Below are 23,667 nucleotides of genomic sequence, written 5' to 3'. Positions count from 1 at the left end.
TCAGCGACACCGATGCGCGGGTGCTCAGCGCGCGGCGGTCAGCCCCGGGGTGACGGCTTCGATGAGCTGCCATGCTTCGTCGGCGGGAAGGTCGACCACCGCGTAGCGCTTCTTGCCCGCCGCGGTCGCCGCGACCACCGTGGCGACCCCGGCGCGCCGCTGGAACACGGTCTGACGCACTGTCCAGCCGATCACGCCGGGCGCCTCCAGGCAGTCACGATCCCGGTCGAGCGATCCGGTCCGGGTGATCAGCCAGGTCGGGCCTGCTGCCGTGCGGGGGAGCACCGCGTGCCCGAGGCCGCGGTAGCGGTCCTCCGCGAGTGCGAGCGCGAGCGGCAGCGCGAGGCCGGGCAGCAGCCACCACCACGGTGAATAGTGCTGTCCCGCAAGGGAGATAGCCGCCATCACCGCCGCGATGAAGACGACCGGCGCGAGCGCGCGGGTATGCCTGCGGCGCCGCGCGGCCGGGCCGTGCGCGATCAGAGGGGCGCTGCCCGGCGCCGGGACGGTGTGCGCGTCCGACGCCCCTGCTCCCGACGGCCGCGCGTCGGGACCGCCGGGTAGGTCGCTCTCGCGTACGTCGTCGGGGGCCAGCAGATGGCCGAGGGTGTGCTCGACGGCGCCGCGCGGGGCCTGCGGCAGGATCTTCTGCCGCGGGTTCTCACCGGTCATGATCGCTTCGAGTTCGGCGCCGCCCGCCAGGCGCAGCAGCAGCGGTTCCTTGACCGTGGCCCCGCGCAGCCGCGCCCGGTCGAGGGTGATCTGGCGGGTGGTGAACAGTCCATGGCGCAGCTGCAAGGTCTTGCCGTCGTCGCGGACGCGTAGCCCGAAATAGGTGGTCAGATAGTGCGCGCACGCCGCGCCGCTGACCACGAGGACGATGACGCACAACAGTGCGGCCCCGGCGAGCGCGAGGACGAACGCGCCGCCGTCCTCCACGTCGTGCACCGCGTCCGACCGGAAGACGACCTCGCCGAGCCCGTACTGGAACGCGAGGCCGACGATCGGTGCGATGATCGCGAACCCGGTCAGCGACAGCGGGGCGTAGCGCACCCAGGCCGGACTCCAGTGCCCGATCTCGCGCCCCCGGGTACGCGTCCCGGTGAAACCACCGGATACGTTCTCCTGCGATTGTTTTCGATCCTCTGGCGCGTGCGCGGGACCCGCCGTGTGGGCGAGCAGTGCGGTGCGCAACGGCGGTACGCCCCGTGCGTCCAGAGCGTCGAGCTTGAACTGCTCACCCGAGTCGGCCTGCTGGCCGGTCCCGATCGCCAGCACCGCGAGCCCGAGCATCCGGTGCAGCAGGTCCGCCTCGATGTCCACCGAGCGGATCCGCGATCGCGGCACCGACAGTTTCTTGCGTGCCAGCAGTCCGGTTCGCAACTCGACGTGCGTCGGCCCGACCCGGTAGGTCGTGGTGAACCAGCGGGTCAGCGCGAACCCGACGATCAGCACGATCGGGATGATGCTCCACATGTGGTTGCCGCTGCTGGTGCCGAGGATCACCGACCCGATCAGCACCGGGATGAACTTCACCAACTCGGTAATGGGATGGACCAGCAGCATCCGCTTGTCCAGCCGCTGCCACGGTTGCTCGGCCTGCGCGGGGTCCGCCGCCGGCTCGCCGCTCATGTCGCGTCGCCGCGGTGCTGGGCGGCGATGCGGGCCAGCCGCGTCACGGTCTCTTCGGCCACCGGGAGATCCAGCGCGCTGATCTGGACCGCTCCCGCGGAAGACGCGGTGGTCACGGTGACCGTGGCCAGGCCGAGCAGGCGCTCGAGCGGACCGCGCTCGGTGTCGACGGTCTGCACCCGCGAGATCGGCGCGACCCGGCTCTCCTGGGTGAGCCAGCCCACCCGGGTGTAGACCGCCTCGTCGGTGACCTCCCAGCGGTGCACGGCGTACCGCCACCACGGCGCCACCCCGATGTTCAGCGCGGCGGGCACCAGCGCGAGCAGGAACCATCCGAGCTGCCAGCCGCGGTGCGCGGAGTCCAGCACCGCCCACACCAGCAGCGCCGCGAACGGGATCATCCAGGCCAGCGCGGCCTGCACGGTCCACAGGAGCTTCGCCTTCGGACTCGGGCGCCAGGCCGGCTCGGCCATGATCGTGCGCGGCTGCGACATGCTGCCAATGTTTGCACGACCACGCGTGCGCTGTCGCAGGCAATCGTCAGCGGCGCCCGGCGATCCCGCCGACCTGACGGGCAGGCAGGTGCGAGACCGCGGGGCGGCGCATCGACGGCGGCGCGATCACTCCCCACGGCACCACGGAACTCCCGTTCCACCGCATGGGCACGGTCGGCTCGGCGGTGCTCACCGAGCACAGTCGAAGGCTGAGCGCGGGCACGGAGGCGTGCGGTGCCCTGGAATAGCCTCGGGCACCGCACAGTTGTCAACGCTCAACGGCGCCTCCGTCCCCGCGTGGGCTCCGTGGTGAGCGGAGCAGTGGCCCGAGTGGCTCGTCCGCTTTGCCGCAACCAGCACTGGAGGGAGACAGTTCCGGATGTGTAGCGCATGATCGAGGGCGTGACCGACCTACCGAACCCGAGCGTTCCGTCCGCGCCGCCCAGTCCATCGGCCATGCGCCGGGCGCTGCGCAGGGCCCGCGACGGTGTCACGTTGAACGTGGACGAGGCCGCGGTGCTGCTGCACGCGACCGGTGACGATCTCGCCGACCTGTGTCGCAGCGCCGCGCGGGTGCGCGACGCCGGGCTGGCGTCCGCCGGGCGTCCCGAGACGATCAGTTACTCCCGCAACGTCTTCATCCCGCTCACCCGGCTGTGCCGGGACAAATGCCACTACTGCACCTTCGTCACCGTGCCCGGCAAGCTGCGCGCCGAGGGCAAGGGGATGTTCCTCGAACCCGACGAGGTGCTGGACATCGCCCGCCGGGGCGCCGCGCTCGGTTGCAAGGAGGCGCTGTTCACGCTGGGTGACCGGCCCGAGGACCGCTGGCCGGAGGCGGCGCAGTGGCTGGACGAGCGCGGCTACGACTCCACGCTGGACTATCTGCGCGCCGTGTCGATCATGGTGCTGGAGGAGACCGGCCTGCTGCCGCACCTGAACCCGGGCGTGCTGTCCTGGGAGGAGATCGCGCGGCTCAAGCCGGTGGCGCAGTCCATGGGCATGATGCTGGAGACCACCTCGGCCAGGTTGTTCACCGAGAAGGGCAACTGCCACTACGGCAGCCCGGACAAGGACCCCGCGGTGCGGCTGCGCGCCATCACCGACGCGGGCCGGCTCTCGGTGCCCTACACCACGGGCATCCTGGTGGGCATCGGGGAGACGATGGCCGAGCGGGCCGAGTCGATCATGGCGATTCGCAAGCAGCACAAGGCGTTCGGGCACATCCAGGAAGTCATCATCCAGAACTTCCGCGCCAAGGACGACACCGCGATGCGCGACGTGCCGGACGCGGGCCTGGAGGAATTCCTCGCCACCATCGCCGTCACCCGCATCCTGCTCGGGCCCGACGTGCCGGTGCAGGCGCCGCCCAACCTGGTGTCGCACGCCGAGTGCCGCGCGCTGATCGAGGCGGGCATCGACGACTGGGGCGGCGTCTCGCCGGTGACGCCCGACCACGTGAACCCGGAGCGGCCGTGGCCGAACCTGGACACGTTGCGCGAGATCACCGAGGCGGCGGGCTATCAGCTGGTCGAGCGGACCTCCGCGCACCCGAAGTACGTGCGCGCGGGCAACCCGTGGATCGATCCGCGCATCGGCGCGCATGTCGCGGCGCTCACCGACCCGGCGACGGGGCTGGCGAAGCCGGACGCGATCCCGGTCGGCCTGCCCTGGCAGGAACCGGACGAGTCCTGGGAATCGGCCGGGCGCGTCGACCTCAACACCGCCATCGACACCGAGGGCCGCAACACCGAGGCCCGCAGCGACGCGGCGCTCGGGCAGGACGTCGTCGGCGCCTTCGGCGACTGGGACACCATCCGTGAGCAGGCGCGCGACCTCGCCGCCGCCCCGCAGCGGCTGGACGCCGACGTGCTCGCCGCGCTGCGCGCCGCCGAACGCGACCCGGCCGGGCTCAGTGACGCCGACTACCTCGCGCTGGCCACGGCGGACGGCGCCGAGCTGGAGGCCGTCGCCGCGCTGGCCGATCAGCTGCGCCGCGACACGGTCGGCGAGGACGTCACCTACGTGGTGAACCGGAACATCAACTTCACCAACATCTGCTACACCGGGTGCCGGTTCTGCGCGTTCGCCCAGCGTAAGGGCGACGCGGACGCGTTCACGCTGAGCACGGACGAGGTCGCCGACCGTGCCTGGGAGGCGCACGTCGACGGCGCCACCGAGGTGTGCATGCAGGGCGGCATCGACCCGGATCTGCCGGTCACCGGGTACGCCGACCTGGTGCGGGCGGTCAAGCGGCGGGTGCCGTCGATGCATGTGCACGCGTTCAGCCCGATGGAGATCGTGAACGGCGCCTCGCGCGGCGGCCAGAGCGTCCGGGACTGGCTGGTCGCGCTGAAGGAGGCCGGTCTGGACACCATTCCCGGCACCGCGGCGGAGATCCTGGACGACGAGGTGCGCTGGGTGCTCACCAAGGGCAAACTGCCCAGCTCGGCGTGGATCGATGTGATCACCACCGCGCACCGGGTGGGGATCCGGTCCAGCTCGACCATGATGTACGGCCACGTGGACAATCCGAAGCACTGGGTCGGGCATCTGCGGGTGCTGCGCGGAATCCAGGACGAGACCGGCGGTTTCACCGAATTCGTGCTGCTGCCGTTCGTGCACCAGAGCGCGCCGCTGTACCTCGCGGGCGCAGCGCGGCCCGGTCCGACCAATCGGGACAACCGCGCCGCGCACGCCCTGGCCAGGATCATGCTGCACGGCCGGATCCACAACATCCAGACCAGCTGGGTCAAGCTCGGCACCACCGGAACGCGGGTGATGCTGAACAGCGGCGCGAACGACCTGGGCGGCACGTTGATGGAGGAGACCATCTCCCGGATGGCGGGCTCGCAGCACGGGTCGGCGAAGACCGTCGCCGAGCTGGTGGACATCGCCGCGGGCATCGGCAGGCCCGCCCGGGAGCGGACGACCACTTACGGCGTGCCCGACCACAAGAGGCCGACCGCCTCTGCGGGGCTGCAGGCTGTACTGGTCGAGTGACACGGGAACCGGCGCAATGACGGGTCGGTTCCCGCCTCGCTCCGGAACGACCTCGCACAACGCGGCGACCACCGCGTACGCCGGGTGGCGGAGTGGAATACACCACCCGCGTCGGCGTGCGCGACACCCGAAGTTAGGGCAGGCTGACCAGTAGTAACGTGGGGTGCCGGGATAGGGTTTCGCCGGGCGGACTATCCCGCAGGCGAGGACAGACTAGGAGAGCGGCAGTGCCGTACATCATCGCTGAACCGTGCGTTGACGTGAAGGACAAGGCATGCATCGAGGAATGCCCCGTGGACTGCATCTACGAGGGTGGCCGGATGCTGTACATCCATCCCGACGAGTGCGTGGACTGTGGTGCATGTGAGCCGGTGTGCCCGGTGGAGGCGATCTTCTACGAAGACGACACCCCGGACCAGTGGAGCGGATACGTCAACGCCAATGTCGACTTCTTCGACGAGCTGGGCTCGCCCGGCGGCGCTACGAAGGTCGGCAAGGTGGACTACGACCCGCCGTTCGTCAAGGAACTGCCCCCGATGGCGAGTGAGTGAGTTCTGACGTGTCACCGCGTGGCCGGGTCAGCAGCCTGCTGCCCGATTTTCCCTGGGACACCATCGCTTCGGTGAAGGCGCGCGCGGCCGCCCATCCCGGCGGAATCGTCGACCTGTCCGTCGGCACTCCGGTCGACCCGGTCGATCCGCTGATCCGGACGGCGCTGAACTCCGTCGCCGCGGTGCCCGGATACCCGACCACGCACGGCACCCCCGAGCTCCGCGCGGCCGCTGTCGACGCGCTGAAGCGGCGCTACGGGATCACCGGACTCGAGCCGGCGGCCGTACTGCCCGCGATCGGCACCAAGGAGCTGATCGCGGGACTGCCCCGGCTGCTCGGTCTCGGCGCGAGCGACCTGGTCGTCATTCCCGAGGTCGCCTATCCCACCTACGAGGTCGGCGCGCTGCTGGCGGGTGCGCAGGTGCTGCGCGCCGACGGACTGACCAGGCTCGGTCCGCAGACGCCTGCGCTGATCTACGTGAACTCGCCGTCCAACCCGACCGGCCGGGTGCTCGGCGTCGATCACCTGCGCAAGGTGGTGGCCTTCGCCCGCGAGCGCGGCGCGATCGTCGCCTCCGACGAGTGCTACCTGGGCCTGACCTGGGAGGGGCGCGCCGTCTCCTTGCTCGACCCCGAGGTGTGCGACGGCGACCACACGAACCTGCTCGCCGTGCATTCGCTGTCCAAGACCTCCAACCTGGCCAGCTACCGCGCCGGATTCGTGACGGGCGACCCGGCGCTGGTCGCGGAGTTGCTCGAGGTGCGCAAGCACGCGGGCATGATGGTGCCGTTCCCGATCCAGGCCGCGATGACGGCCGCGCTCAGCGACGACGCGCACGAGGCGCGGCAGCGCGAGCGGTACCGGGCTCGTCGCGACGTGCTGCGAAAGGCGCTGGAGGGAGCCGGTTTCCGGATCGATCACTCCGAGGCGGGCCTGTACCTGTGGTCCACCCGCGGCGAGTCGTGCCGGACCACCTTGGACTGGCTGGCCGACCGCGGCATCCTGGCCGCGCCCGGCGACTTCTACGGCCCCGGCGCGAGCGAGCACGTGCGGATCGCGCTGACCGCCACCGACGAGCGGATCGCGGCGGCGGCCGAACGCCTGGCCGCGGGCTGACGCGCAGAGCCACAGCCGCGAGGATCTTCCCGATCCGACTGGGGGTGTGTCGGCACCGGTGCGCGCCTGGCCGGGAGAGCTAGCCTGAGGTATGGACGCTGTCACGGTTGTCCCCACACCCGGCAACGAACCGGTGCACTCCTACGCGCCCGGATCCAGCGAACGGGAGTTGTTGCTCGGCAAACTGGCCGAGCTGTCCGCCGAACCCGTCGATGTGCCGCTGGTGATCGGCGGCAAGCACCGACCGGGCATCGGTGTCCGGCACGACATCGTCGCACCGCATCGGCATCGGCAGGTGCTGGGGACCTACACCGACATCACACCCTCGGAAGCGCACGGTGCCATCGACGCCGCGACAGCGGCGGCCCCTGGCTGGCGGGCCATGCCGTTCGAGGAGCGCGCCGCGGTGCTGTTGCGCGCCGCCGATCTGCTGGCCGGGCCGTGGCGGGAGACGGTCGCGGCGGCCACCATGCTCGGGCAGTCGAAATCGGCCCAGCAAGCCGAGATCGACGCACCTTGCGAGCTGGTCGACTTCTGGCGGTTCAACGTCGCCTTCGCGCGCGGGATCCTGGAGCAGCAGCCCCAGTCCAGCGCAGGGGTGTGGAATCGGATGGACTATCGGCCGCTGGAAGGGTTCGTCTACGCGATCACGCCCTTCAACTTCACCGCGATCGCGGGCAATCTGCCCACCGCGCCCGCGCTCATGGGCAACACGGTGGTGTGGAAGCCCTCGCCGACGCAGACGTTGTCGGCCTTCCACACGATGCGGTTGCTCGAGGCGGCGGGCCTGCCGCCCGGCGTGATCAACATGGTCACCGGCGACGGGGTGCAGTTGTCGGAGGTGGCCCTGGCCGATCCGCGGCTGGCCGGGATCCATTTCACCGGCTCCACCAAGACATTCCAGCACCTCTGGCAGGAGGTGGGCACGAATATCGGTCGCTATCACGGCTACCCGCGCCTGGTCGGCGAGACCGGCGGGAAGGACTTCATCGTCGCGCACTCCTCGGCCGACCCGGGCGCACTTCGCACCGCACTGATCCGCGGGGCCTACGAGTATCAGGGGCAGAAGTGCTCCGCGGCCTCGCGGGCCTACATCGCGCGGTCGGTCTGGCGCACGATGGGTGAGGACTTCCTGCACGAAGCGGCCGAGCTGAGCTATGGCGACGTGGCCGATCTGTCGAATTTCGGTGGGGCCCTGATCGATCGGCGCGCGTTCGACAAGAACGTGGCGGCGATCCGGCGCGCCGCGGACGCGGGCGTCACCATCCCGGTGGGCGGAACCTACGACGACAGCGAAGGCTGGTTCGTCCGGCCCACCGTGTTCCTGGTGGACAACCCGCACGACGAATCGTTCGCCACCGAGTACTTCGGACCGATCCTCTCGGTGTACGTCTACGACGACGCCGAACCCGGCGCTTACAGCGCGATTCTGGCCGAAGTCGAGTCGGGCGCGCCCTACGCGCTGACCGGCGCGGTGTTCGCGCAGGACCGGTACGCGATCGAACAAGCCGACGCCGCATTGCGCTTCGCGGCGGGCAACTTCTACGTCAACGACAAGCCCACCGGCGCGGTGGTGGGTCAGCAGCCGTTCGGCGGGGCGCGGGCCTCCGGCACCGACGACAAGGCGGGCTCGCCGTTGAACCTGCTGCGCTGGGTCGCGCCGCGGACGATCAAGGAGACTTTCGTGCCGCCCGTGGACTACCGCTACCCGCACATGGGGACCTGAGGCGCGGTGTCAGACCAGCGGCTTTCCCTGCCGCAACCGCCTGCGCAGGTCGAACAGATAGGCGTTGAGCGGGAACATCCGCGCCGCTGCGGGCAGCCGCCGGTGCACCGCGCCGATGGCCCGCAGCAGCCGGTCCAAGCGCTGCTGGTCGCGGTCGGTCCAGGTCATGCCCATCTCGTTGCGCAGGTGCTGCGGGAGCAGGCCGGTGACGACGAAGCGCTGCAGCCCGGCGAAGACCACCTGCACCGGTCGCGGCATCATCTTCAGGTCGATCAGGCCGTTGAAGTAGTCCCGCAGTTCCGGCTCGATGCCGCGCTGCTTCAGGTTCTCGTCCCAGTACCGCTGGAATTCCGCGCGATTCGCCGGCCACATCTCCGGCCGCATCTGCAGGGTGGTGCCCAGCCGCGCGGCGTAGCTGTAGAAGGCTTCGGCGGTGGCGGCGTCCATCGGGCCGTGCATCCGGGTGTAGAGGTCATCGATGCCCCAGTACAGGCAGGCGGCGACCCATAATTGCAGGTTCGGGTCGAAGGCGTTGTACTTCACCGGGCTCGCGGCGGTGGAGCGCACCGACCGGTGCGACACATTGACCGCCGCGCGGTAGGCCTCGCGTTCGGTATCCGACCCGAGCAGCGCGACGGCGATGTAGGTCAGCGTGGTGCGCAGCCGCTTGATCGGATGCAGGGTGACCTTGCCGCTGTCGACCGTGCTCTCCAAGACGCCGCGGCCCACGGGGCGCAGGCTCAGCTGCATGATGACGTTGGCGGCTCCGCCGAGGAACGCGGCGATGCCGTCCACGTATTCTCCGACGGTCTCCGGGGTGAGAATCTCGCTCGGATCCGGCTCGTGCTCGGCGGTGCGCAGTGGCGCGGTCATCGTCGACCTCGTCTTTCGTGTCCGCCCGATCCCGGAGAATCGGTCGATGAGAAGATTATGCCCCAACTTTCTCATCGACTCGCGGAGCTGTCAATCGTCGTGAGACACCGGTGACGATGTGCGATGCTGAAAGTGTCATCGTTTCGCTGTCGCGGATAGGGTTGAGGCATGGCCAGGCTGACCAGACTGCTGCCGCTGGTGCGCAGCGCCGCCCCGGAGGACCGCAATCAGACCCGGGTGCTGGACGCGGCGCTACTGGCGTTCCTCGACTTCGGCATCAAGCGCACCAGCATGGTCGAAGTCGCGCGCCGCGGCGGATTGTCCCTGGCCACGCTCTATCGCCGCTTCGCGAGCAAGACCGACCTGATCAGGGCCGTCGGGCTACGGCAGACCCGCGAGTTCATCGAGGAGGTCGACGCCGCGCTCGAGCGGCAGGTCGACCGGGACGCGAGCGCGGAGGACCAGATCGTCGAGCTGTTCGCGGCGTTCATCAACGGGTTGCGCGGAAACCAGCTGATCCACCGGCTGCTGGCTACCGAGCCCGAACTCGTGCTGCCCTACCTCACCACCCAGGGCGCGCCGGTCATCGAACTCGGCCGGGACTATCTCGCCGAGTTCATCACCCGCTTGCAGCGGGAAGGCAAGCTGCCCGACTACGACCCGGAGCCGTTGGCCGAGATGATCGCCCGCACCGCGCTGTCACTGGCGCTCACGCCGCAGACCGTCATCCCGCTCGGTGACGACGCGTCGATCCGGAAGTTCGCACGCGACCATGTGGTGGTGTCGTTCCGGGTGCGATGAGCGCTCAGCGGGGCTGCCCGGTGAGCATCGCCGCGAGTGCGGCGAGCACGTCGGCGGTCTGCTCGGCCGCGGTGCCACGGGTGTGCGCGGTCACCGCGAAACCGGGGCCGTAGGACGCCGAGGCGACCTCCGGCTCGCCCAGATCCGACCACCCCCACTTGGTACCGAGCACGAACGGCCACCGCGCGGTGCCCCAGTCCTGTTCGGTGCCGTCGAGCGCGGTCGAACCCGCGGCGGCCATCCATTCGAAGATCGGTGAGCCGGGATCGGTGCGCAGTTTGGTGGCGAGGAAGTCGGACACGTTCGCGACGCTGGTCGCGCTCGCGCCCCAGTTGGGGCCCGGCACCGTCTCGGTGAGGCCGTACTCGGCGGCGATGGCGGCGATGGCCTGGGGGTACTTGGCCTCCATCGTGGTCGCTGCCCCATCGTCTGAGTAGCGGATCATTTGCTCGGCTAGGAAGCGGTCTTCGGGCGAGCCGTCGCCGTGGCGCAGGGCGTAGTCGGCGAGGAACAGCTTGGCCAGCGACAGGCTCGAGCGTGACTCGTGTTCGTTCGCCGTGCCCCAGCCAGGGCCGACCGCCGTGCGGACCGAAATCGCGGTGCGCGGCGGCACTGCGGCTACCTCGGTTTCCGCAGTTTCTTCAGCGCAGGCGACCGGCGCGGAGAATGCCAGGAATGCGCACGAGACCAGGGTGGTCATCGTCATTCGGTAGCCCATCGTCTCCTCCTGGCTCGCGGCGGCGCGGCATCGGACGGCTATCGGCGACCGCCCTCTGTGGGCGCGATCCGGTTGTACAACTGCGATTGCCCAGCAGTTGCTCTTATGAAACGAAGCCCGGCGAATCCGTCAGACCAGGCGCAGACCGAGTAGTCGCCGGACGCGCATGTCCAGCAGATAGGCGTTCAGGGGAAACGCTCGGATGGGTCGCGGGAGCCGCGACTCGGTCGCGCCGACGGCGCGCAGAATGTGGCCGAGCGTGCGCTCGTCGCGGTCGGTCCAGGTCATGCCCATCTCGTCGCGCAGGTGCTGGGGCAGGAGGCCGGTGACGAAGAAGCGATGCGCGCGCCCGAACGCCAGCTGTGCCGGACGCGGCAGCATGCGCAGGTCGATGAGGTCGTCGAAATAAGCGCGGACAACCGGATCGATGCTGGTCTTCGCGAGATTCGTCGCCCAGTACTCGTCGAAGGCGCGACGGTCGGGAGGCCACATCGCTTCGGGCATTTGGAGGGTGGTGCCGAGCCGGGCGGCCAAGTGGTAGAACGCATCGGCCGTCGCATCGTCCATCGGGCCGTGCATGCGGTCGTACAGATCCCGTGCCCCCCAATGCAGGCAGGCCGCGACCCAGAGTTGCAGCGCGGGGTCGAAGGCGTTGTAGCGCACCGGACTCGAGGCGGTCGAGCGCACCGGGCGATGCGAGACGTTGACCGCCTCGCGATAGGCGGCGCGTTCCTCGTCGGTGCCGAGCATCGCCACGGACAGGTAGGTCAGGGTGGTGCGCAGCCGTTTGACCGGATGCAGCATCACGTTCCCGCTGTGGACCGTGCTCTCCAGAACGCCGTAGCCGACCGGGGGAGTGCTCAACTGCATGATGACGTTCGCGACGCCGCCGAACAGGCCGGCTATGCCGTCGATGTACTGCCCGATGTCGAACGTGTCCGGCGGTTCGGGGTGACGCGTCGCGGGGAGTGGCCTGGTCATCATCGACCTCGCAATACTGAGAAGGCTATGCAACAACGTTCTCACCGCGTCAGCGGCTGTGTCAACCGTCACAACGCAGACTCTGCGGCGTCGGCACGGGACGTCGCGACGCCGCCACGGAACCGGGCGAAGTAGCGTGGTCGAATGTCGTTCGGCCCGCCGTTGCTGCTCAGTTCCCTGAACCCGCTCGCCGTCGCGGGCGGCGCGGATATCCCCGACGCCCTCACCATCGACGGGAGCACCCTCTCACGCAGCGACCTGCTGGGCGCGGCCACTTCGGTAGCCGAACGCGTCGCGCGCGCGGAGCGGGTGGCGGTGCTGGCCGAGGCGACGGTGGAGACCGCGCTCGCGGTGGTCGGCTGCCTGATCGCGGGCGTCACGGTGGTGCCGGTGCCCCCGGACTCCGGCACCACCGAGCGGGGTCACATCCTGGCCGACTCGGGCGCTCAGGCGTGGCTGGGGAAAGCGCCGGAGGGCGCCGAACTGCCCGTGGTGCCGGTGCGGCGGCACGCCAGGTCGTGGCACACCTACCCCGAACCCGATCCGGCCACAACGGCTTTCGTGCTCTACACCTCGGGAACCACCGGCCTGCCCAAAGGCGTGCTGCTCAGTAGGGGCGCGATCGCCGCGGGTCTGGACGCCCTCGCCGACGCGTGGGCGTGGACCGCGAACGACACTCTGGTGCACGGGCTTCCGCTGTTCCATGTGCACGGGCTGATCCTGGGCTTGCTCGGCCCGCTGCGCGTGGGCAGTCCGCTGATCCACACCGGCAAGCCGACACCGCAGGCATACGCGGCAGCCAAGGGCTCGCTGTATTTCGGCGTGCCGACCGTGTGGTCGCGTGTGGTCGAGGACCCCGACTCGGCGAAGCAATTGGCCGACGCGCGGTTGCTGGTTTCCGGCAGTGCGCCGCTGCCGGCGCCGGTGTTCGAGCGACTGCGCGAGTTGACCGGGCACGCGCCGGTCGAGCGCTACGGCATGAGCGAAACCATGATCACGCTGTCCACCCGGGCCGACGGCGAGCGCAGGCCGGGCTGGGTCGGCACGCCGGTGCGCGGGGTGCGTACCCGGCTGCGCGACGAGTCCGGCGCACCGGTCCCGCACGACGGCGAGAGCATCGGCGGGCTCGAGGTCTCCGGGCCCATGTTCTTCGACGGCTATCTGAACCGCCCGGAGGCCACCGCGCAGAGCTGGACCGAGGACGGGTGGTTCCGCACCGGTGACGTCGCCGCCATCGACGCGGAGGGCTTCCATCGCATCGTCGGCCGGGAATCGGTGGACCTGATCAAGTCCGGCGGATACCGGGTCGGCGCGGGGGAGGTCGAGACGGTGCTGCTCGGTCATCCCGCGGTCGCGGAGGCCGCGGTGGTCGGCCTGCCCGACCACGACCTCGGCCAGCGCATCACCGCGTTCGTCGTGCTGCGCGAGTCCGCGACCGAACGCGAACTGATCGACCATGTGGCCGCACAACTCTCGGTGCACAAGCGCCCGCGCGAGATCCGGGTGGTCGACGCGCTGCCCCGCAACGCCATGGGCAAGGTGCAGAAGAAGAAGCTGGGTTGACCTCGAGTTCGGTAGAGGTTCTACGGTCGGGCACATGACTTCGACCCTGACCCCCGAACAGATCGACTACCTGCACACCCAGCAGCTGGGTCGCCTGGCCACCGTCCGGCCCGACGGCACCCCGCAGAACAACCCGGTGGGCTTCCGCTACAACGCCGACCTCGGCACCATCGACATCGCGGGCTGGAACATGGGCGCGTCTCGGAAGTTCCGCAACCTCGCCACCAACGACCACGTCGCGTTCGTCGTCGACGACGTGGCCTCGGTCCAGCCGTGGCGCGTTCGCTGCCTGGAGATCCGCGGCACCGCCGAAGCGCTCACCGACGTCGACCCCTACATCACCGGCGTCTCCCGCGAAATGATCCGCATCCATCCCCAGCGGGTCATCGCCTTCGGTTTGACCGACGAGACTCCGGACAAGCCCTGATCGTCCTCGACGTTTTGCGGGCGGGCGCGTCATAGTCTGTTCGGCGTCTGCCCCACCCGGCGACGGCGACGAGCCGACGCGAGGCTCGGGTTAGCGCGTGCGGCTCTTGTTGCCCTGTACGGTGACCGTGTACCGGTGCCGAGGAGGGCTATGTTCGCGCTCGTGGTGAGGTTCGACCTGCAGGATGCCGAGAAGGCTGCCGAGTTCGATGAGCTGGTAGCCGAAACCGTCTCGGCAGTCACCCAATTCGAACCCAGAACGCTGGTGTACGCCACGCATACCGTCGAGGGAGAACCACTGTCGCGGGTGTTCTACGAGGTGTACCGCGACCGCGAGGCATTCCGGGAGCACGAGCGGCAGCCCCACACGCGTCACTTCCTCAGCCAGCGGGAGAACTACGTCGCATCTTTCCGGGTGGAACTCCTGTCGACCGTCGACACAAAAGGTCTGCCCGCCGCGCGTTGACCGGCTGTAGTCATCCCCTGGCCGCGCCGTCGGGCCACACCCAGACGAAGAAAAACTCCTATGCGGTGACACCGAGGCGATTGGCGAGTACTCGGGCCTCGCGCTCCACGATTCGGCCACCGTGCGTAACCAACTCGGCCGCTAGATTGCGCGACAGCGGATGGCAGCGCATCGATTCCTCGGATACGGAGGCCGCTGTCTTGAGCGCGCCGAGTGTGCCGAGCCAGTCCTTTTGCTGTCCGTAAGCGCGGCTCAATTCCAGCCACAGGCGGGCTCGCCGGTCGACGCTCGGCACGGCGTCCGGATCGACCATGCTCGCAGCCTCCAGCGCGCCACCGGATTTGCGCATGTCCACCTGAACCGACACCGCAGTCACCTCGGTGTTGGCGACACCGAACAGCGTCCAGGGGTGCGAGCTGCCGGAAGGGAGCGCGCGGGCCATTCCCATAGCCTGATCCACGCTTCGCAGCGCGTCGCCTTCCCGTCCCAGCCGGGCGGCGGTGATGGCACTGTGCAGGTGGCAGGCCCCCCACAGGGCTTGTGCCTCATGGTCGCCGTCGAGGCGTGGCTCGAGGAGCGCGACCGCCCCCTGTGTCAGCCGGTAGGCGTCCTCTTCGCGGTTGGTGGAGCGCCAGACGTTACCGAGCACCCACGACGCTGACGCGAGCGTCACAGGGTCGTCGGCGATTTCGGCTGCGGCCATGCAGCGGTCAGCAGCAAGCCACAGCAGCGGTGCGTCCGCGACCCACGCAAGCACCTGTTCGGACAGCGCGTACGCGCCGGACAGCGCGGCGGCGGCGGCGCGGCGTTCCTGCCCGTCGAGTGTCCGGAGCGCGCGGCGGCCGTCACGGATCAGCTCGGGCAGCATGGCGCCTGCGTCCGCGCGCGGTGTCGAACTGGTGTGCCACAGCCGCCAAGCTCGGTCGACGCGGGCACGGAGTTCGGCGGGGGCGACCGGCGAGGGCGAAGGGGTGAGGTCGACCGATTCGATCGCCTTACGGATAGCGGGCACGACAGGATGTCCTGCACGCCGGGCTAATCCGACCAGCAACTCATGCTCTCCAGTCAGCTCGGTGAGGTCTCGTACGCCGAGCGCCTGCCCGAGTCGCAGCAGCATCTCGAGGCCGGGTGCTCCCTGCCTTCCGCGCTCGACATCGCGTAGCCAATCCTCGGACCGGCCGACGAGACCGGCGACGACGGCGCGTGACTTACCCGTGCGCGTACGGATGATCTGGATGCGTTCGCCGATGGAGCGTCCGGCGAGTTCGTCAGGAGTCGGCATATGCCTGTCACCTTCTTCGCGGATCCGGTTCCTCGTCGCGATCTCCCCGGCCCGTCGACCGGGGGCAATTGCCTCCGCGAAGAGGTGACACCAGGATAGCCACCGTTGCGGCCAGGGGCGGGGAGATCGTGCCACCCACGCAGGTCGGGAGACTTCCCCCATCCCGAATGGTGGGGAGATGCAACCAGTTGCGGCGGCTCGCCCAGTGCACGCTTCGAACGGCCCCCGGCGCTGGGCGAGCCTCGGGTCCTCATCCGAGGCACTCCTTCGGCTTCCGTCACCGATCAGCGGTGGAAGCTCCTGTGCCGGGCGGCCTTCCAACTGATACGGAGGGGCGTGGATGGGAGAGGCAGACAAGTTCCGGCTGTCGAAGGTGGGGCAGTGGGAAACGACAGACGGATCACCATACGGGCCGCTATCGCGGGTGCGATGCCCGGAAACCCAGCACTGCCAACGGCTGGCACCCTACGACGACGGGCGGATCGGGCCGCATGACCGCAATATTTCCGGCCTCTGCGTATGGGTCGGAGCCGCCATAGTCGATGACCGCCACGACATCCCGCGCAAATACTTGATCACCCTCGGTGCCGTCACCGGAGTCGACCGTAGGCGCTGGCCGACTGGGGCGAGTTGCCGTGATGATTAAGACGACAACGGTTCTCGCCGACGATGCCACCGTGGTGCTGGCCGACACCCCGGTGTCTCGATGCCGGTTCTACCGGAACGTATGCGGGCTGCCCGCGCGGATCGAGCCGATGGGACGAATCTTTGTGCCGTCGGGCAGCGTTGGCGCGATCACCATGCCTGCGCAACTCGTGCGCTCGTGAAGATTCGGATGCAGAAGTTCGGCGGCCCGGCCGGGCCGATCATCTCGCATCCACGCTCGAAGCGATGGACCTTCCTTGTGGTGCCGGACATCCCGCACGACATGTCGCTGTTCGCCGAGCTGTTCCGGCTCAACGCGACCTTGACGCCGTTCGGAGCGCAGATCGCGCTGCCGTCGCCCGCCGATGACGTTGGAGGCGGGCGATTTCGGGTGTGGGCACAGGCCCCGCGCGACTCCTACCGTTCGTCCGCGCTCGCGGTCGTCGGGGCCATCCGTGATTGCGCTCGACCGCCGCGCAGAACCCACTAGCCATCCCCGGGCACAACCTGGATACCCACAGAGGAAACGATGACCATCGTCACCGCAATCCGCATTGCTCTGCTCACCAGCGTTCTGTTGCTCGGCACGGCCACCGCCGCACACGCTGAACCCGCCTCGGCCGCCGCCGACAATGTGGTGTGCTTCATCAGCGCCATTCCGCCCTACAAGACCGGAGGGGGCAGCATCGCCTCGATCAACTTCGGGTTCCGCGTGCACTGCACCGGCAGGCCCTCGTTGCGCACTGTCAACACGAAGTTGTACAGATACGACTCGGCAGACGGTAAGTACTACGTGCACTCTGAGCGCAACGACGACTCCACAGACCCGGATGTGGAAACCCTCTATAGCGCCTCGTGCTCGACGGCTGGAATCCTGTACCAGTTCCACACCAAAGCGACGATGACGGCGTTCAATGGCAACTGGGACCGGGAGTACGACGACAGCATAACCATCGCGGCTCTGTGCTGACCTGGACGGAAGGGGCACGGCCGATGGACACACTGGACCACCCAGCCGTCACGGTGGCGATCGATGCGCTGGCGGGCGCTGACCGGGACCTCACCCCGGTCCGCGTTATCGTCCGGGACGAGATCGTCGCCGTGCTCGTCGACGGCGAGCGAGGGCGTTACGTCAGTTTCGTGCGGTTCGAGGATGAGGGCTGGATCGCGCCGGGCATGATCATCGGATCACCTCGTCCGGAGGGTCCACGCGCGGACCGCACACCGAACCACCTTCCGCTGCAACGGAAGTCGACCAAGCTGTTCACGCTACCCAACCCGGACGGCACACGCCGAGACGAAAGCTGGTTCGCCGTCACCGGTCTCGCCGCCCGGGATGCCGTCCATGTGTCGGTGACCTCTGAACTCGAAGAGCGGATCGCACCAATCGGCAGCGACGGGCTGGCATTCGCGGTCGTCAGGGCGCGGACGAGTGAAGATCCACGTATCTACGTGCAGACCTGCGACGGACGACGGGTACCGGTTGAGCCCTTCCACGCCTGATCCGAAGCCCCACCTCCGGTGAATTCTCCTCGGAGCCGGACCGGCCCGGGTACAAGTTCAGCCGACGAGGGCCTGAGTCCGGTTTGCGCCGGGCTCAGGCCCTCGGGTCTTGTCGATCTGCGTTCGGTGTCTACCAGCGGATGTGGAATTCAGTCGTTGGCGTGCAGGTCGGCATTCAGTTCGATGCCGGTGCCCTTGCGCGGGACCACCTCGACCGCGCCGGTGGCGGAGTTGCGGCGGAACAGGAGGTTGTCGCGGCCGGCCAGTTCGGCCGCCTTGACCAGGGTGCCGTCGGGGGTGGTGACCTTGGTGCCCGCGGTCAGGTAGAGGCCCGCCTCCACGACGCAGTCGTTGCCGAGCGGGATGCCGAGGCCGGAGTTCGCGCCGAGCAGCGACCGCTCGCCGATGGAGATGACCGTGGTGCCGCCGCCGGACAGGGTGCCCATGGTGGACGCGCCGCCGCCGATGTCGGAGCCGTCGCCGACCACGACGCCCGCGGAGATGCGGCCCTCGATCATGGACGCGCCGAGCGTGCCCGCGTTGAAGTTCACGAAGCCCTCGTGCATGACGGTGGTGCCGGAGGCCAGGTGCGCGCCGAGGCGGACCCGGTCGGCGTCGCCGATGCGCACGCCGGAGGGCAGCACGTAGTCGACCATGCGCGGGAACTTGTCCACGCTGTACACGGTGACCGGGCCCCGGGCGCGCAGCTTGGCGCGGGTCGCCTCGAAGCCCTCCACCGCGGCGGGACCGTGGTTGGTCCACACCACGTTGGTCAGCAGGCCGAACTGGCCGTCCAGGCTCACCTCGTGCGGCTTGACCAGGCGGTGCGAGAGCAGGTGCAGGCGCAGGTAGACGTCGTGCGCGTCGACCGGGGCGGCGGACAGGTCGGCGATCGTGGTGTGCACCGCGATCACGTCGACCCCGCGCGCGTCGTCGAAGCCGAGCAGCGCCGCGTACTCGGCGGGCGCCTCGTCCAGCCGCTTGGTGCCGGTCTCGGCGAACTCGCCCAGCTGCGGGTTCGGGTACCACGTGTCCAGTACGGTCCCGTCCGCGGTCACGTTGGCGATACCGATTGCTGCTGCTCCCTGGATGCTCACGGCCTAGAGGTTACCGACCCGCGCCGGACAACGGTGCGGCTGCTCCGGCGACCGCGGTCACCCGGCTTCGCACGCGTCCGACTCGGGACCGATCGGCGGCGTGCCCGTGCCGGAACCTGCGGCTGACAAGGACCCACGAAGGCGGTGCATCGGCCTCGCCCGACTGGTCCTGGAAGGTACGCCGCCCGCATTTCGGGACCGGCCGGAGGGAAGTGGCGTGCGGGCGTGACGGGTGCGCGGCCGTAGGGTGAAGCGCGTGACCATCGACCTGCATGCCGACCCGATCACGCTGACCGCCGCCCTCGTCGACATCCCGAGCGTCTCACGTGCCGAGGCGGCCGTCACCGACGTGGTGGAGCGGGCGCTGCGGGAGCAGACGACGGGCTTCGAAATCGTCCGGCACGGGAACGTGGTGCTGGCGCGCACCCATCGCGGGCTGCCGACCAGGGTGATTCTGGCCGGGCACTTGGACACCGTGCCGATCGCCGACAATGTGCCGGGCCGCTTCGCCGTGGGCCCGGCGGGCGAGCGGGTGCTCTACGGCTGCGGTTCGGTGGACATGAAGTCCGGCGACGCGGTGTTCCTGCACCTGGCCGCGACCGTCGCCGACCCGGTGCACGACCTGACGCTGATCTTCTACGACGGCGAGGAGATCGCCGCCGAGTTCAACGGGCTCGGCCACATCGAGCGCGATCTGCCGGACTGGCTGACCGGCGACCTCGCCGTGCTCGGCGAACCGTCCGGGGGCTGGATCGAGGCCGGTTGCCAGGGCACGTTGCGCGCTCGGCTGCGCACTTCCGGCGTTCGCGCGCACTCGGCGCGAGCGTGGCTGGGCGACAATGCGATTCACCGGCTGGCCCCGATCTTGCAGCGGCTCGCCGACTACCGCGCACGAGAAGTGGACATCGACGGCTGCATCTATCGCGAGGGCCTGTCCGCGGTCCGGGTGGAGGGCGGCGTGGCGGGCAATGTCGTGCCGGACGCCGCCGAGCTGGACGTCAACTTCCGCTTCGCGCCCGACCGCACTGTCGACCAGGCCGTCGAGCACGTGCGCGAAGTCTTCGCCGGACTCGAGCTCTCCTTCGAGGTGACCGACTCGGCGCCGGGCGCGCTGCCGGGGCTGACGGCACCGGCGGCCAAGGACCTCATCGCCTCGGTGCAGCGCCACGGCGGCGGTGGTGTGCGCGCGAAGTACGGCTGGACCGACGTCTCGCGTTTCGCGGCGCGCGGCATTCCCGCCGTCAACTTCGGTCCCGGCGATCCCAATCTCGCGCACAAGCGCGACGAGCACGTCCCCGTCGACCAGATCACCGCGGTCACCGCCATGCTGCGCAGTTACCTGAGCGGCACGCCGGACTGAACGGCTGGGCGCGCAGCCGTGACGTGCGCCGAGATCGCGGCTGCGTCTCGCCGCCGCGGCGCCCGGCTGAACGTCGGACGACTTCTCTCGTCCGGCCCCTGAGCGGCCCCGGCCGGGCGGTAGCGTGGAACGCATGTCCACCGACGCCGCGGACCATGAGGTCGCCAACAAGCCGAAGTCGACACCGAAGTTCCGTGGGCCGATCATGTTCCGCCGCGATCGTGCGGACGGCGTGGGTACCGCCGACCGGAACCTGCTGGACAAGCGCGGTGACACGGACTGGGTACACACCGATCCCTGGCGGGTGCTGCGCATCCAAGCCGAGTTCGTCGAGGGCTTCGGCGCGCTCGCCGAGGTGCCCCGGGCGGTGACCGTCTTCGGTTCCGCGCGCACGTCGGCCGACCATCCGGAATACCAGGCGGGCTTGGCGATCGGCGCCGCGCTGGCCAGGGCGGGTTTCGCGGTGATCACCGGCGGTGGCCCCGGCGCGATGGAAGCGGCCAACCGGGGCGCCTGCGAAGCGGGCGGCTACTCGATCGGTCTCGGCATCGAGCTGCCGTTCGAGCAGAGCCTCAACGAGTGGGTGGACCTGGGCATCAACTTCCGGTACTTCTTCGTCCGCAAGACGATGTTCGTGAAGTACTCCCAGGCGTTCATCTGCCTGCCCGGCGGTTTCGGCACCCTCGACGAGTTGTTCGAGGCGCTGACGCTGGTGCAGACCCGCAAGATCACCAGGTTCCCGATCATCCTGTTCGGCACCAGATACTGGTCGGGGCTGGTCGACTGGTTGCGCGATTCGCTCGGCGGCTCCGGCAAGATCTCACCGGGTGACCTCGGCCTGTTGCACGTGACCGACAGCGTCGAGGAGGTCGTGCACATCATTCAGGCCGCCGCCGAGGCAGGCGGGGCCGAAGACGCGATCGGGACGGAGGATCAGTGGTGAGCGAACAGCCTTTCGCCGTCTGTGTCTACTGCTCGGCGAGTACGACCGACCAGGACTACCTGTCGCTGGCCGCCCGGGTGGGTACCGAGATCGCCCGGCGCGGTTGGCAATTGGTGTCCGGCGGCGGGCACGTGTCGATGATGGGCGCGGTCGCCACCGCGGCGCGCGCGGGTGGGGCGAACACCATCGGCGTGATCCCGAAACACCTGGTGCACCGGGAGGTCGCCGACGTCGACGCCGACGAACTGGTGGTCACCGACACGATGCGCCAGCGCAAGCAGGTGATGGAGGACCGCGCCGACGCCTTCCTCACCCTGCCCGGCGGCATCGGCACCCTGGAGGAGTTCTTCGAGACCTGGACCGGTGGCTATCTGGGACAGCACGAGAAGCCCGTTGTTGTGCTGGATCCCAATGGATTCTTCCGCGGTTTGTTCTCCTGGCTGGACGAGTTGTACGAGCGGAAGTTCGTGCCCCAGACAGCCCTGTCCCGGATTACCGTGGTGACCGATCTTCCGTCCGCTTTCGCGGCGCTGGAGGGGGTACATACCCGGGATGAGGAGAGCTGAAGACGTGAGCACCGACGCCCGCTCGACGGTGAGTTTGATCGACCTCGCCCGCAACCTGCCCGCGATGGCCCTGGACGCGCCGGGCATGCTGCGCAACGCGCTGGGCATGCTGGTGACGCCGGATTCCAAGGCTTCGGTGGGGCTGTACTTCCAGCGCAACGCCCACCGGCATCCAGACCGTGTGTTCCTGCGGTTCGAGGGTGCGGCCTACACCTACGGCGAGGTCAACGCGCAGGTGAACCGGTATGCGAGCGTGCTCGCGGCGCGCGGGGTCGGCCGCGGCGACGTGGTGGGCGTGCTGATGACCAACCGGCCCGAGACGATGTTCGTCGTGCTGGCCACGGTCAAGCTCGGGGCCACCGTGGGCCTGCTCAACCACCATCAGCGTGACCGAGTGCTGGCGCACAGCTTCGGCCTGCTCGACAGCGTGCTCAACGTGGTCGGCGCGGAATGCGCCGAGGCGATCGACTCGCTGTCCGAGCCGCCCGCCCACGTCCTCCCGGCCGACGAACTCGAGCAGGCGGCCCGCAGCGCCGCCGACACCGACCCGCCGAGCTGCGCGGAGGTGACCGCGCGGGAGCGGGCGTTCCTCATCTTCACCTCGGGCACCACGGGCCTGCCGAAGGCCAGCGTGATGACCCACCTGCGCTGGACCAAGAGCATGGCCGGATTGGGCGGCCTCGGGATCCGCCTGCGCGGCGACGACACGCTGTACTGCTGCCTGCCGCTGTATCACAACAACGCGCTCACCGTCGCGCTGTCGGCGGTGCTGGCTTCCGGCGGCACGTTCGCCCTCGGCCGGGGATTCTCCGCGTCCCGGTTCTGGGACGAGGTCATTCGCGAACAGGCGACAGCGTTCATCTACATCGGCGAGCTGTGCCGCTACCTGGTCAATCAGCCTGCCAAGCCGACCGACCGGCAGCACTCGGTCCGGCTCGCCGTCGGCAACGGGCTGCGCCCCGAACTGTGGGACGAGTTCAAGTCCCGGTTCGGCATCAAGCGGATCGTGGAGTTCTACGGCGCGAGCGAGGCGAATATCGCGTTCGTCAACGCGTTCGGCGTGAACCGCACGGCGGGATTCGGTCCGCTGCCGTACGCCGTCGTGGAGTACGACGACGAGACAGGTAAGGCCAAGCGTGACAAGAACGGGCGCTTGCTCCGGGTCGGCACCGGCGGCGTCGGGCTGCTGCTGGCCAAGGTCACTGACCGCTCCCCGTTCGACGGTTACACCGACAAGGCCGCCTCCGAGGCCAAACTGGTGCGCGACGGCTTCGAGCCGGGCGATGTCTGGTTCGACACCGGTGATCTGGTCCGCGAGCAGGGCTGGCATCACATCGCGTTCGTGGACCGGCTCGGCGACACGTTCCGCTGGAAGGGCGAGAACGTGGCGACCACGGAGGTGGAGGGCGCGCTGAGCAAGGCGGAATCGATCGCGCAGGCGGTGGTCTACGGCGTGGACATCCCCGGGACCGACGGCAAGGCGGGCATGGCCGCCGTGACGCTGCACCCCGACGCGGAGTTCGACGGGGCAGCGGTGGCGAAACTGGCCTACGAGCAATTGCCGGGCTATGCCGTCCCGCTGTTCATCCGCATCGTCCACGAACTGGAGCAGACCTCCACGTTCAAAAGCCGCAAGGTCGAACTGCGCAAGCAGGGCTACACCCCCGACTCCGACAGCGCGCTGTACGTACTCGCGGGCCGCACCGAAGGCTACGTCCCCGCCTACGGCGACTACGCCGCAGAGGTAGCGGCGGGCCGCGCCCCGAAGAGCTGATCCAGCACCCGAACAACCCGGCGCACCCTGCCGGCGTCGATCTCCCCACGACGCCCTCGAACGAGCGAACCGATCTCGCACGCACATGGGTAACTCACCGGGTACGCCCAAACCTGAGCAGCACTCAACGCAGGACCTGCACGCA

The 23,667-nt window shown here is 69.2% G+C and carries 24 protein-coding genes; 16 read left to right on the top strand and 8 right to left on the bottom strand.

Annotated elements, in window-relative coordinates; translation table 11 throughout:
- Nucleotides 1-24: 24 nt before the first annotated feature.
- Genes IU450_RS26600 through IU450_RS26590 form a run of 3 tightly spaced genes read right to left on the bottom strand, consistent with a single transcriptional unit; the run spans nucleotide 25 to nucleotide 2,319 of the window.
- A complete protein-coding gene (locus tag IU450_RS26600) occupies nucleotides 25-1,632 on the bottom strand; it encodes a PH domain-containing protein (RefSeq protein ID WP_195152487.1) in 1,608 nt (535 codons plus the stop codon).
- Nucleotides 1,629-2,126, bottom strand: a complete 498-nt coding sequence (locus IU450_RS26595; RefSeq protein ID WP_195152486.1) for a PH domain-containing protein — start codon at nucleotides 2,124-2,126, stop codon at nucleotides 1,629-1,631. The genes IU450_RS26600 and IU450_RS26595 overlap by 4 nt, the downstream gene beginning before the upstream one ends.
- A gap of 46 nt (nucleotides 2,127-2,172) precedes the next feature.
- On the bottom strand, nucleotides 2,173-2,319 hold the full coding sequence (locus IU450_RS26590) for a hypothetical protein (protein ID WP_195152485.1): 147 nt from the start codon (nucleotides 2,317-2,319) through the stop codon (nucleotides 2,173-2,175).
- Between the two features lie 197 nt (nucleotides 2,320-2,516).
- On the opposite strand from IU450_RS26590, the gene IU450_RS26585 reads away from it, so the two are divergent.
- The 4 genes from IU450_RS26585 to pruA all read left to right on the top strand — a co-directional run bounded on the left by IU450_RS26585 (nucleotide 2,517) and on the right by pruA (nucleotide 8,524).
- Nucleotides 2,517-5,129 (top strand): bifunctional FO biosynthesis protein CofGH, encoded by a 2,613-nt coding sequence (locus IU450_RS26585; RefSeq protein ID WP_195152484.1) that lies wholly within the window; start codon nucleotides 2,517-2,519, stop codon nucleotides 5,127-5,129.
- Between the two features lie 227 nt (nucleotides 5,130-5,356).
- Nucleotides 5,357-5,680: a ferredoxin gene (fdxA, locus tag IU450_RS26580; protein WP_043697397.1), complete on the top strand. Its 324-nt coding sequence runs from the start codon at nucleotides 5,357-5,359 to the stop codon at nucleotides 5,678-5,680.
- 8 nt (nucleotides 5,681-5,688) lie between these two features.
- The gene (gene dapC, locus IU450_RS26575; protein WP_195152663.1) at nucleotides 5,689-6,798 is read left to right on the top strand and encodes a succinyldiaminopimelate transaminase; all 1,110 of its coding nucleotides are present in this window, start codon (nucleotides 5,689-5,691) and stop codon (nucleotides 6,796-6,798) included.
- A 91-nt stretch (nucleotides 6,799-6,889) separates the two neighbouring features.
- Complete coding sequence (gene pruA / locus IU450_RS26570; protein ID WP_195152483.1) at nucleotides 6,890-8,524, top strand: L-glutamate gamma-semialdehyde dehydrogenase; 1,635 nt, start codon at nucleotides 6,890-6,892, stop codon at nucleotides 8,522-8,524.
- A 9-nt stretch (nucleotides 8,525-8,533) separates the two neighbouring features.
- Here the strand turns inward: pruA and IU450_RS26565 are convergent, their stop codons facing one another.
- Nucleotides 8,534-9,397: an oxygenase MpaB family protein gene (locus tag IU450_RS26565; protein ID WP_195152482.1), complete on the bottom strand. Its 864-nt coding sequence runs from the start codon at nucleotides 9,395-9,397 to the stop codon at nucleotides 8,534-8,536.
- 168 nt (nucleotides 9,398-9,565) lie between these two features.
- Here IU450_RS26565 and IU450_RS26560 point away from each other — a divergent pair, with 168 nt between their 5' ends.
- Nucleotides 9,566-10,198, top strand: coding sequence for a TetR/AcrR family transcriptional regulator (locus IU450_RS26560; RefSeq protein WP_195152481.1), 633 nt, complete (start codon nucleotides 9,566-9,568; stop codon nucleotides 10,196-10,198).
- 4 nt (nucleotides 10,199-10,202) lie between these two features.
- Here IU450_RS26560 and IU450_RS26555 read toward each other — a convergent pair whose 3' ends face one another.
- Together IU450_RS26555 and IU450_RS26550 are read right to left on the bottom strand one after the other, a co-directional pair.
- Nucleotides 10,203-10,916 (bottom strand): hypothetical protein, encoded by a 714-nt coding sequence (locus IU450_RS26555; RefSeq protein ID WP_195152480.1) that lies wholly within the window; start codon nucleotides 10,914-10,916, stop codon nucleotides 10,203-10,205.
- Between the two features lie 129 nt (nucleotides 10,917-11,045).
- The gene (locus IU450_RS26550) at nucleotides 11,046-11,897 is read right to left on the bottom strand and encodes an oxygenase MpaB family protein (protein WP_195152479.1); all 852 of its coding nucleotides are present in this window, start codon (nucleotides 11,895-11,897) and stop codon (nucleotides 11,046-11,048) included.
- A 144-nt stretch (nucleotides 11,898-12,041) separates the two neighbouring features.
- Here IU450_RS26550 and IU450_RS26545 point away from each other — a divergent pair, with 144 nt between their 5' ends.
- The 3 genes from IU450_RS26545 (at nucleotide 12,042) to IU450_RS26535 (ending at nucleotide 14,352) form a co-directional block, all read left to right on the top strand.
- Entirely contained in the window at nucleotides 12,042-13,460 is a 1,419-nt protein-coding gene (locus IU450_RS26545) for an acyl-CoA synthetase (RefSeq protein ID WP_195152478.1), read from the top strand.
- A 34-nt stretch (nucleotides 13,461-13,494) separates the two neighbouring features.
- Nucleotides 13,495-13,887 carry a PPOX class F420-dependent oxidoreductase gene (locus IU450_RS26540; protein ID WP_195152477.1) on the top strand — a complete coding sequence of 131 codons (393 nt, stop codon included), beginning with the start codon at nucleotides 13,495-13,497 and terminating at the stop codon, nucleotides 13,885-13,887.
- A gap of 150 nt (nucleotides 13,888-14,037) precedes the next feature.
- A complete protein-coding gene (locus tag IU450_RS26535) occupies nucleotides 14,038-14,352 on the top strand; it encodes a putative quinol monooxygenase (RefSeq protein ID WP_195152476.1) in 315 nt (104 codons plus the stop codon).
- A 58-nt stretch (nucleotides 14,353-14,410) separates the two neighbouring features.
- Here the strand turns inward: IU450_RS26535 and IU450_RS26530 are convergent, their stop codons facing one another.
- Complete coding sequence (locus IU450_RS26530; protein WP_195152475.1) at nucleotides 14,411-15,634, bottom strand: helix-turn-helix domain-containing protein; 1,224 nt, start codon at nucleotides 15,632-15,634, stop codon at nucleotides 14,411-14,413.
- Between the two features lie 638 nt (nucleotides 15,635-16,272).
- On the opposite strand from IU450_RS26530, the gene IU450_RS40065 reads away from it, so the two are divergent.
- The 4 genes from IU450_RS40065 to IU450_RS26515 are packed head-to-tail and all read left to right on the top strand — an operon-like array spanning nucleotide 16,273 to nucleotide 17,782.
- A complete protein-coding gene (locus IU450_RS40065) occupies nucleotides 16,273-16,461 on the top strand; it encodes a hypothetical protein (RefSeq protein ID WP_228835167.1) in 189 nt (62 codons plus the stop codon).
- Nucleotides 16,458-16,769 carry a hypothetical protein gene (locus IU450_RS40060; protein ID WP_228835166.1) on the top strand — a complete coding sequence of 104 codons (312 nt, stop codon included), beginning with the start codon at nucleotides 16,458-16,460 and terminating at the stop codon, nucleotides 16,767-16,769. The genes IU450_RS40065 and IU450_RS40060 overlap by 4 nt, the downstream gene beginning before the upstream one ends.
- A gap of 39 nt (nucleotides 16,770-16,808) precedes the next feature.
- Nucleotides 16,809-17,249, top strand: a complete 441-nt coding sequence (locus IU450_RS26520) for a hypothetical protein (protein ID WP_195152474.1) — start codon at nucleotides 16,809-16,811, stop codon at nucleotides 17,247-17,249.
- 23 nt (nucleotides 17,250-17,272) lie between these two features.
- Entirely contained in the window at nucleotides 17,273-17,782 is a 510-nt protein-coding gene (locus tag IU450_RS26515) for a hypothetical protein (RefSeq protein WP_195152473.1), read from the top strand.
- Nucleotides 17,783-17,931: 149 nt separating this feature from the next.
- Here the strand turns inward: IU450_RS26515 and dapD are convergent, their stop codons facing one another.
- Complete coding sequence (gene dapD, locus IU450_RS26510) at nucleotides 17,932-18,879, bottom strand: 2,3,4,5-tetrahydropyridine-2,6-dicarboxylate N-succinyltransferase (RefSeq protein ID WP_195152472.1); 948 nt, start codon at nucleotides 18,877-18,879, stop codon at nucleotides 17,932-17,934.
- Nucleotides 18,880-19,135: 256 nt separating this feature from the next.
- Between dapD and dapE the strand changes: the two genes are divergently transcribed.
- The 4 genes from dapE (at nucleotide 19,136) to IU450_RS26490 (ending at nucleotide 23,522) form a co-directional block, all read left to right on the top strand.
- Nucleotides 19,136-20,239 (top strand): succinyl-diaminopimelate desuccinylase, encoded by a 1,104-nt coding sequence (gene dapE / locus IU450_RS26505; protein WP_195152471.1) that lies wholly within the window; start codon nucleotides 19,136-19,138, stop codon nucleotides 20,237-20,239.
- A gap of 133 nt (nucleotides 20,240-20,372) precedes the next feature.
- The gene (locus IU450_RS26500; protein WP_181723216.1) at nucleotides 20,373-21,182 is read left to right on the top strand and encodes a TIGR00730 family Rossman fold protein; all 810 of its coding nucleotides are present in this window, start codon (nucleotides 20,373-20,375) and stop codon (nucleotides 21,180-21,182) included.
- Nucleotides 21,176-21,748: a TIGR00730 family Rossman fold protein gene (locus IU450_RS26495; protein ID WP_043697365.1), complete on the top strand. Its 573-nt coding sequence runs from the start codon at nucleotides 21,176-21,178 to the stop codon at nucleotides 21,746-21,748. The genes IU450_RS26500 and IU450_RS26495 overlap by 7 nt, the downstream gene beginning before the upstream one ends.
- A gap of 4 nt (nucleotides 21,749-21,752) precedes the next feature.
- Nucleotides 21,753-23,522 (top strand): long-chain-acyl-CoA synthetase, encoded by a 1,770-nt coding sequence (locus IU450_RS26490; RefSeq protein ID WP_324197835.1) that lies wholly within the window; start codon nucleotides 21,753-21,755, stop codon nucleotides 23,520-23,522.
- Nucleotides 23,523-23,667 lie beyond the last annotated feature (145 nt).

This window comes from Nocardia abscessus, from assembly GCF_015477775.1.
In the GTDB taxonomy this organism is placed as follows: domain Bacteria; phylum Actinomycetota; class Actinomycetes; order Mycobacteriales; family Mycobacteriaceae; genus Nocardia; species Nocardia abscessus_A.
The sequence above is the reverse complement of the archived record's forward strand: the minus strand, read 5'-3'. Positions and strand labels throughout refer to the sequence as shown.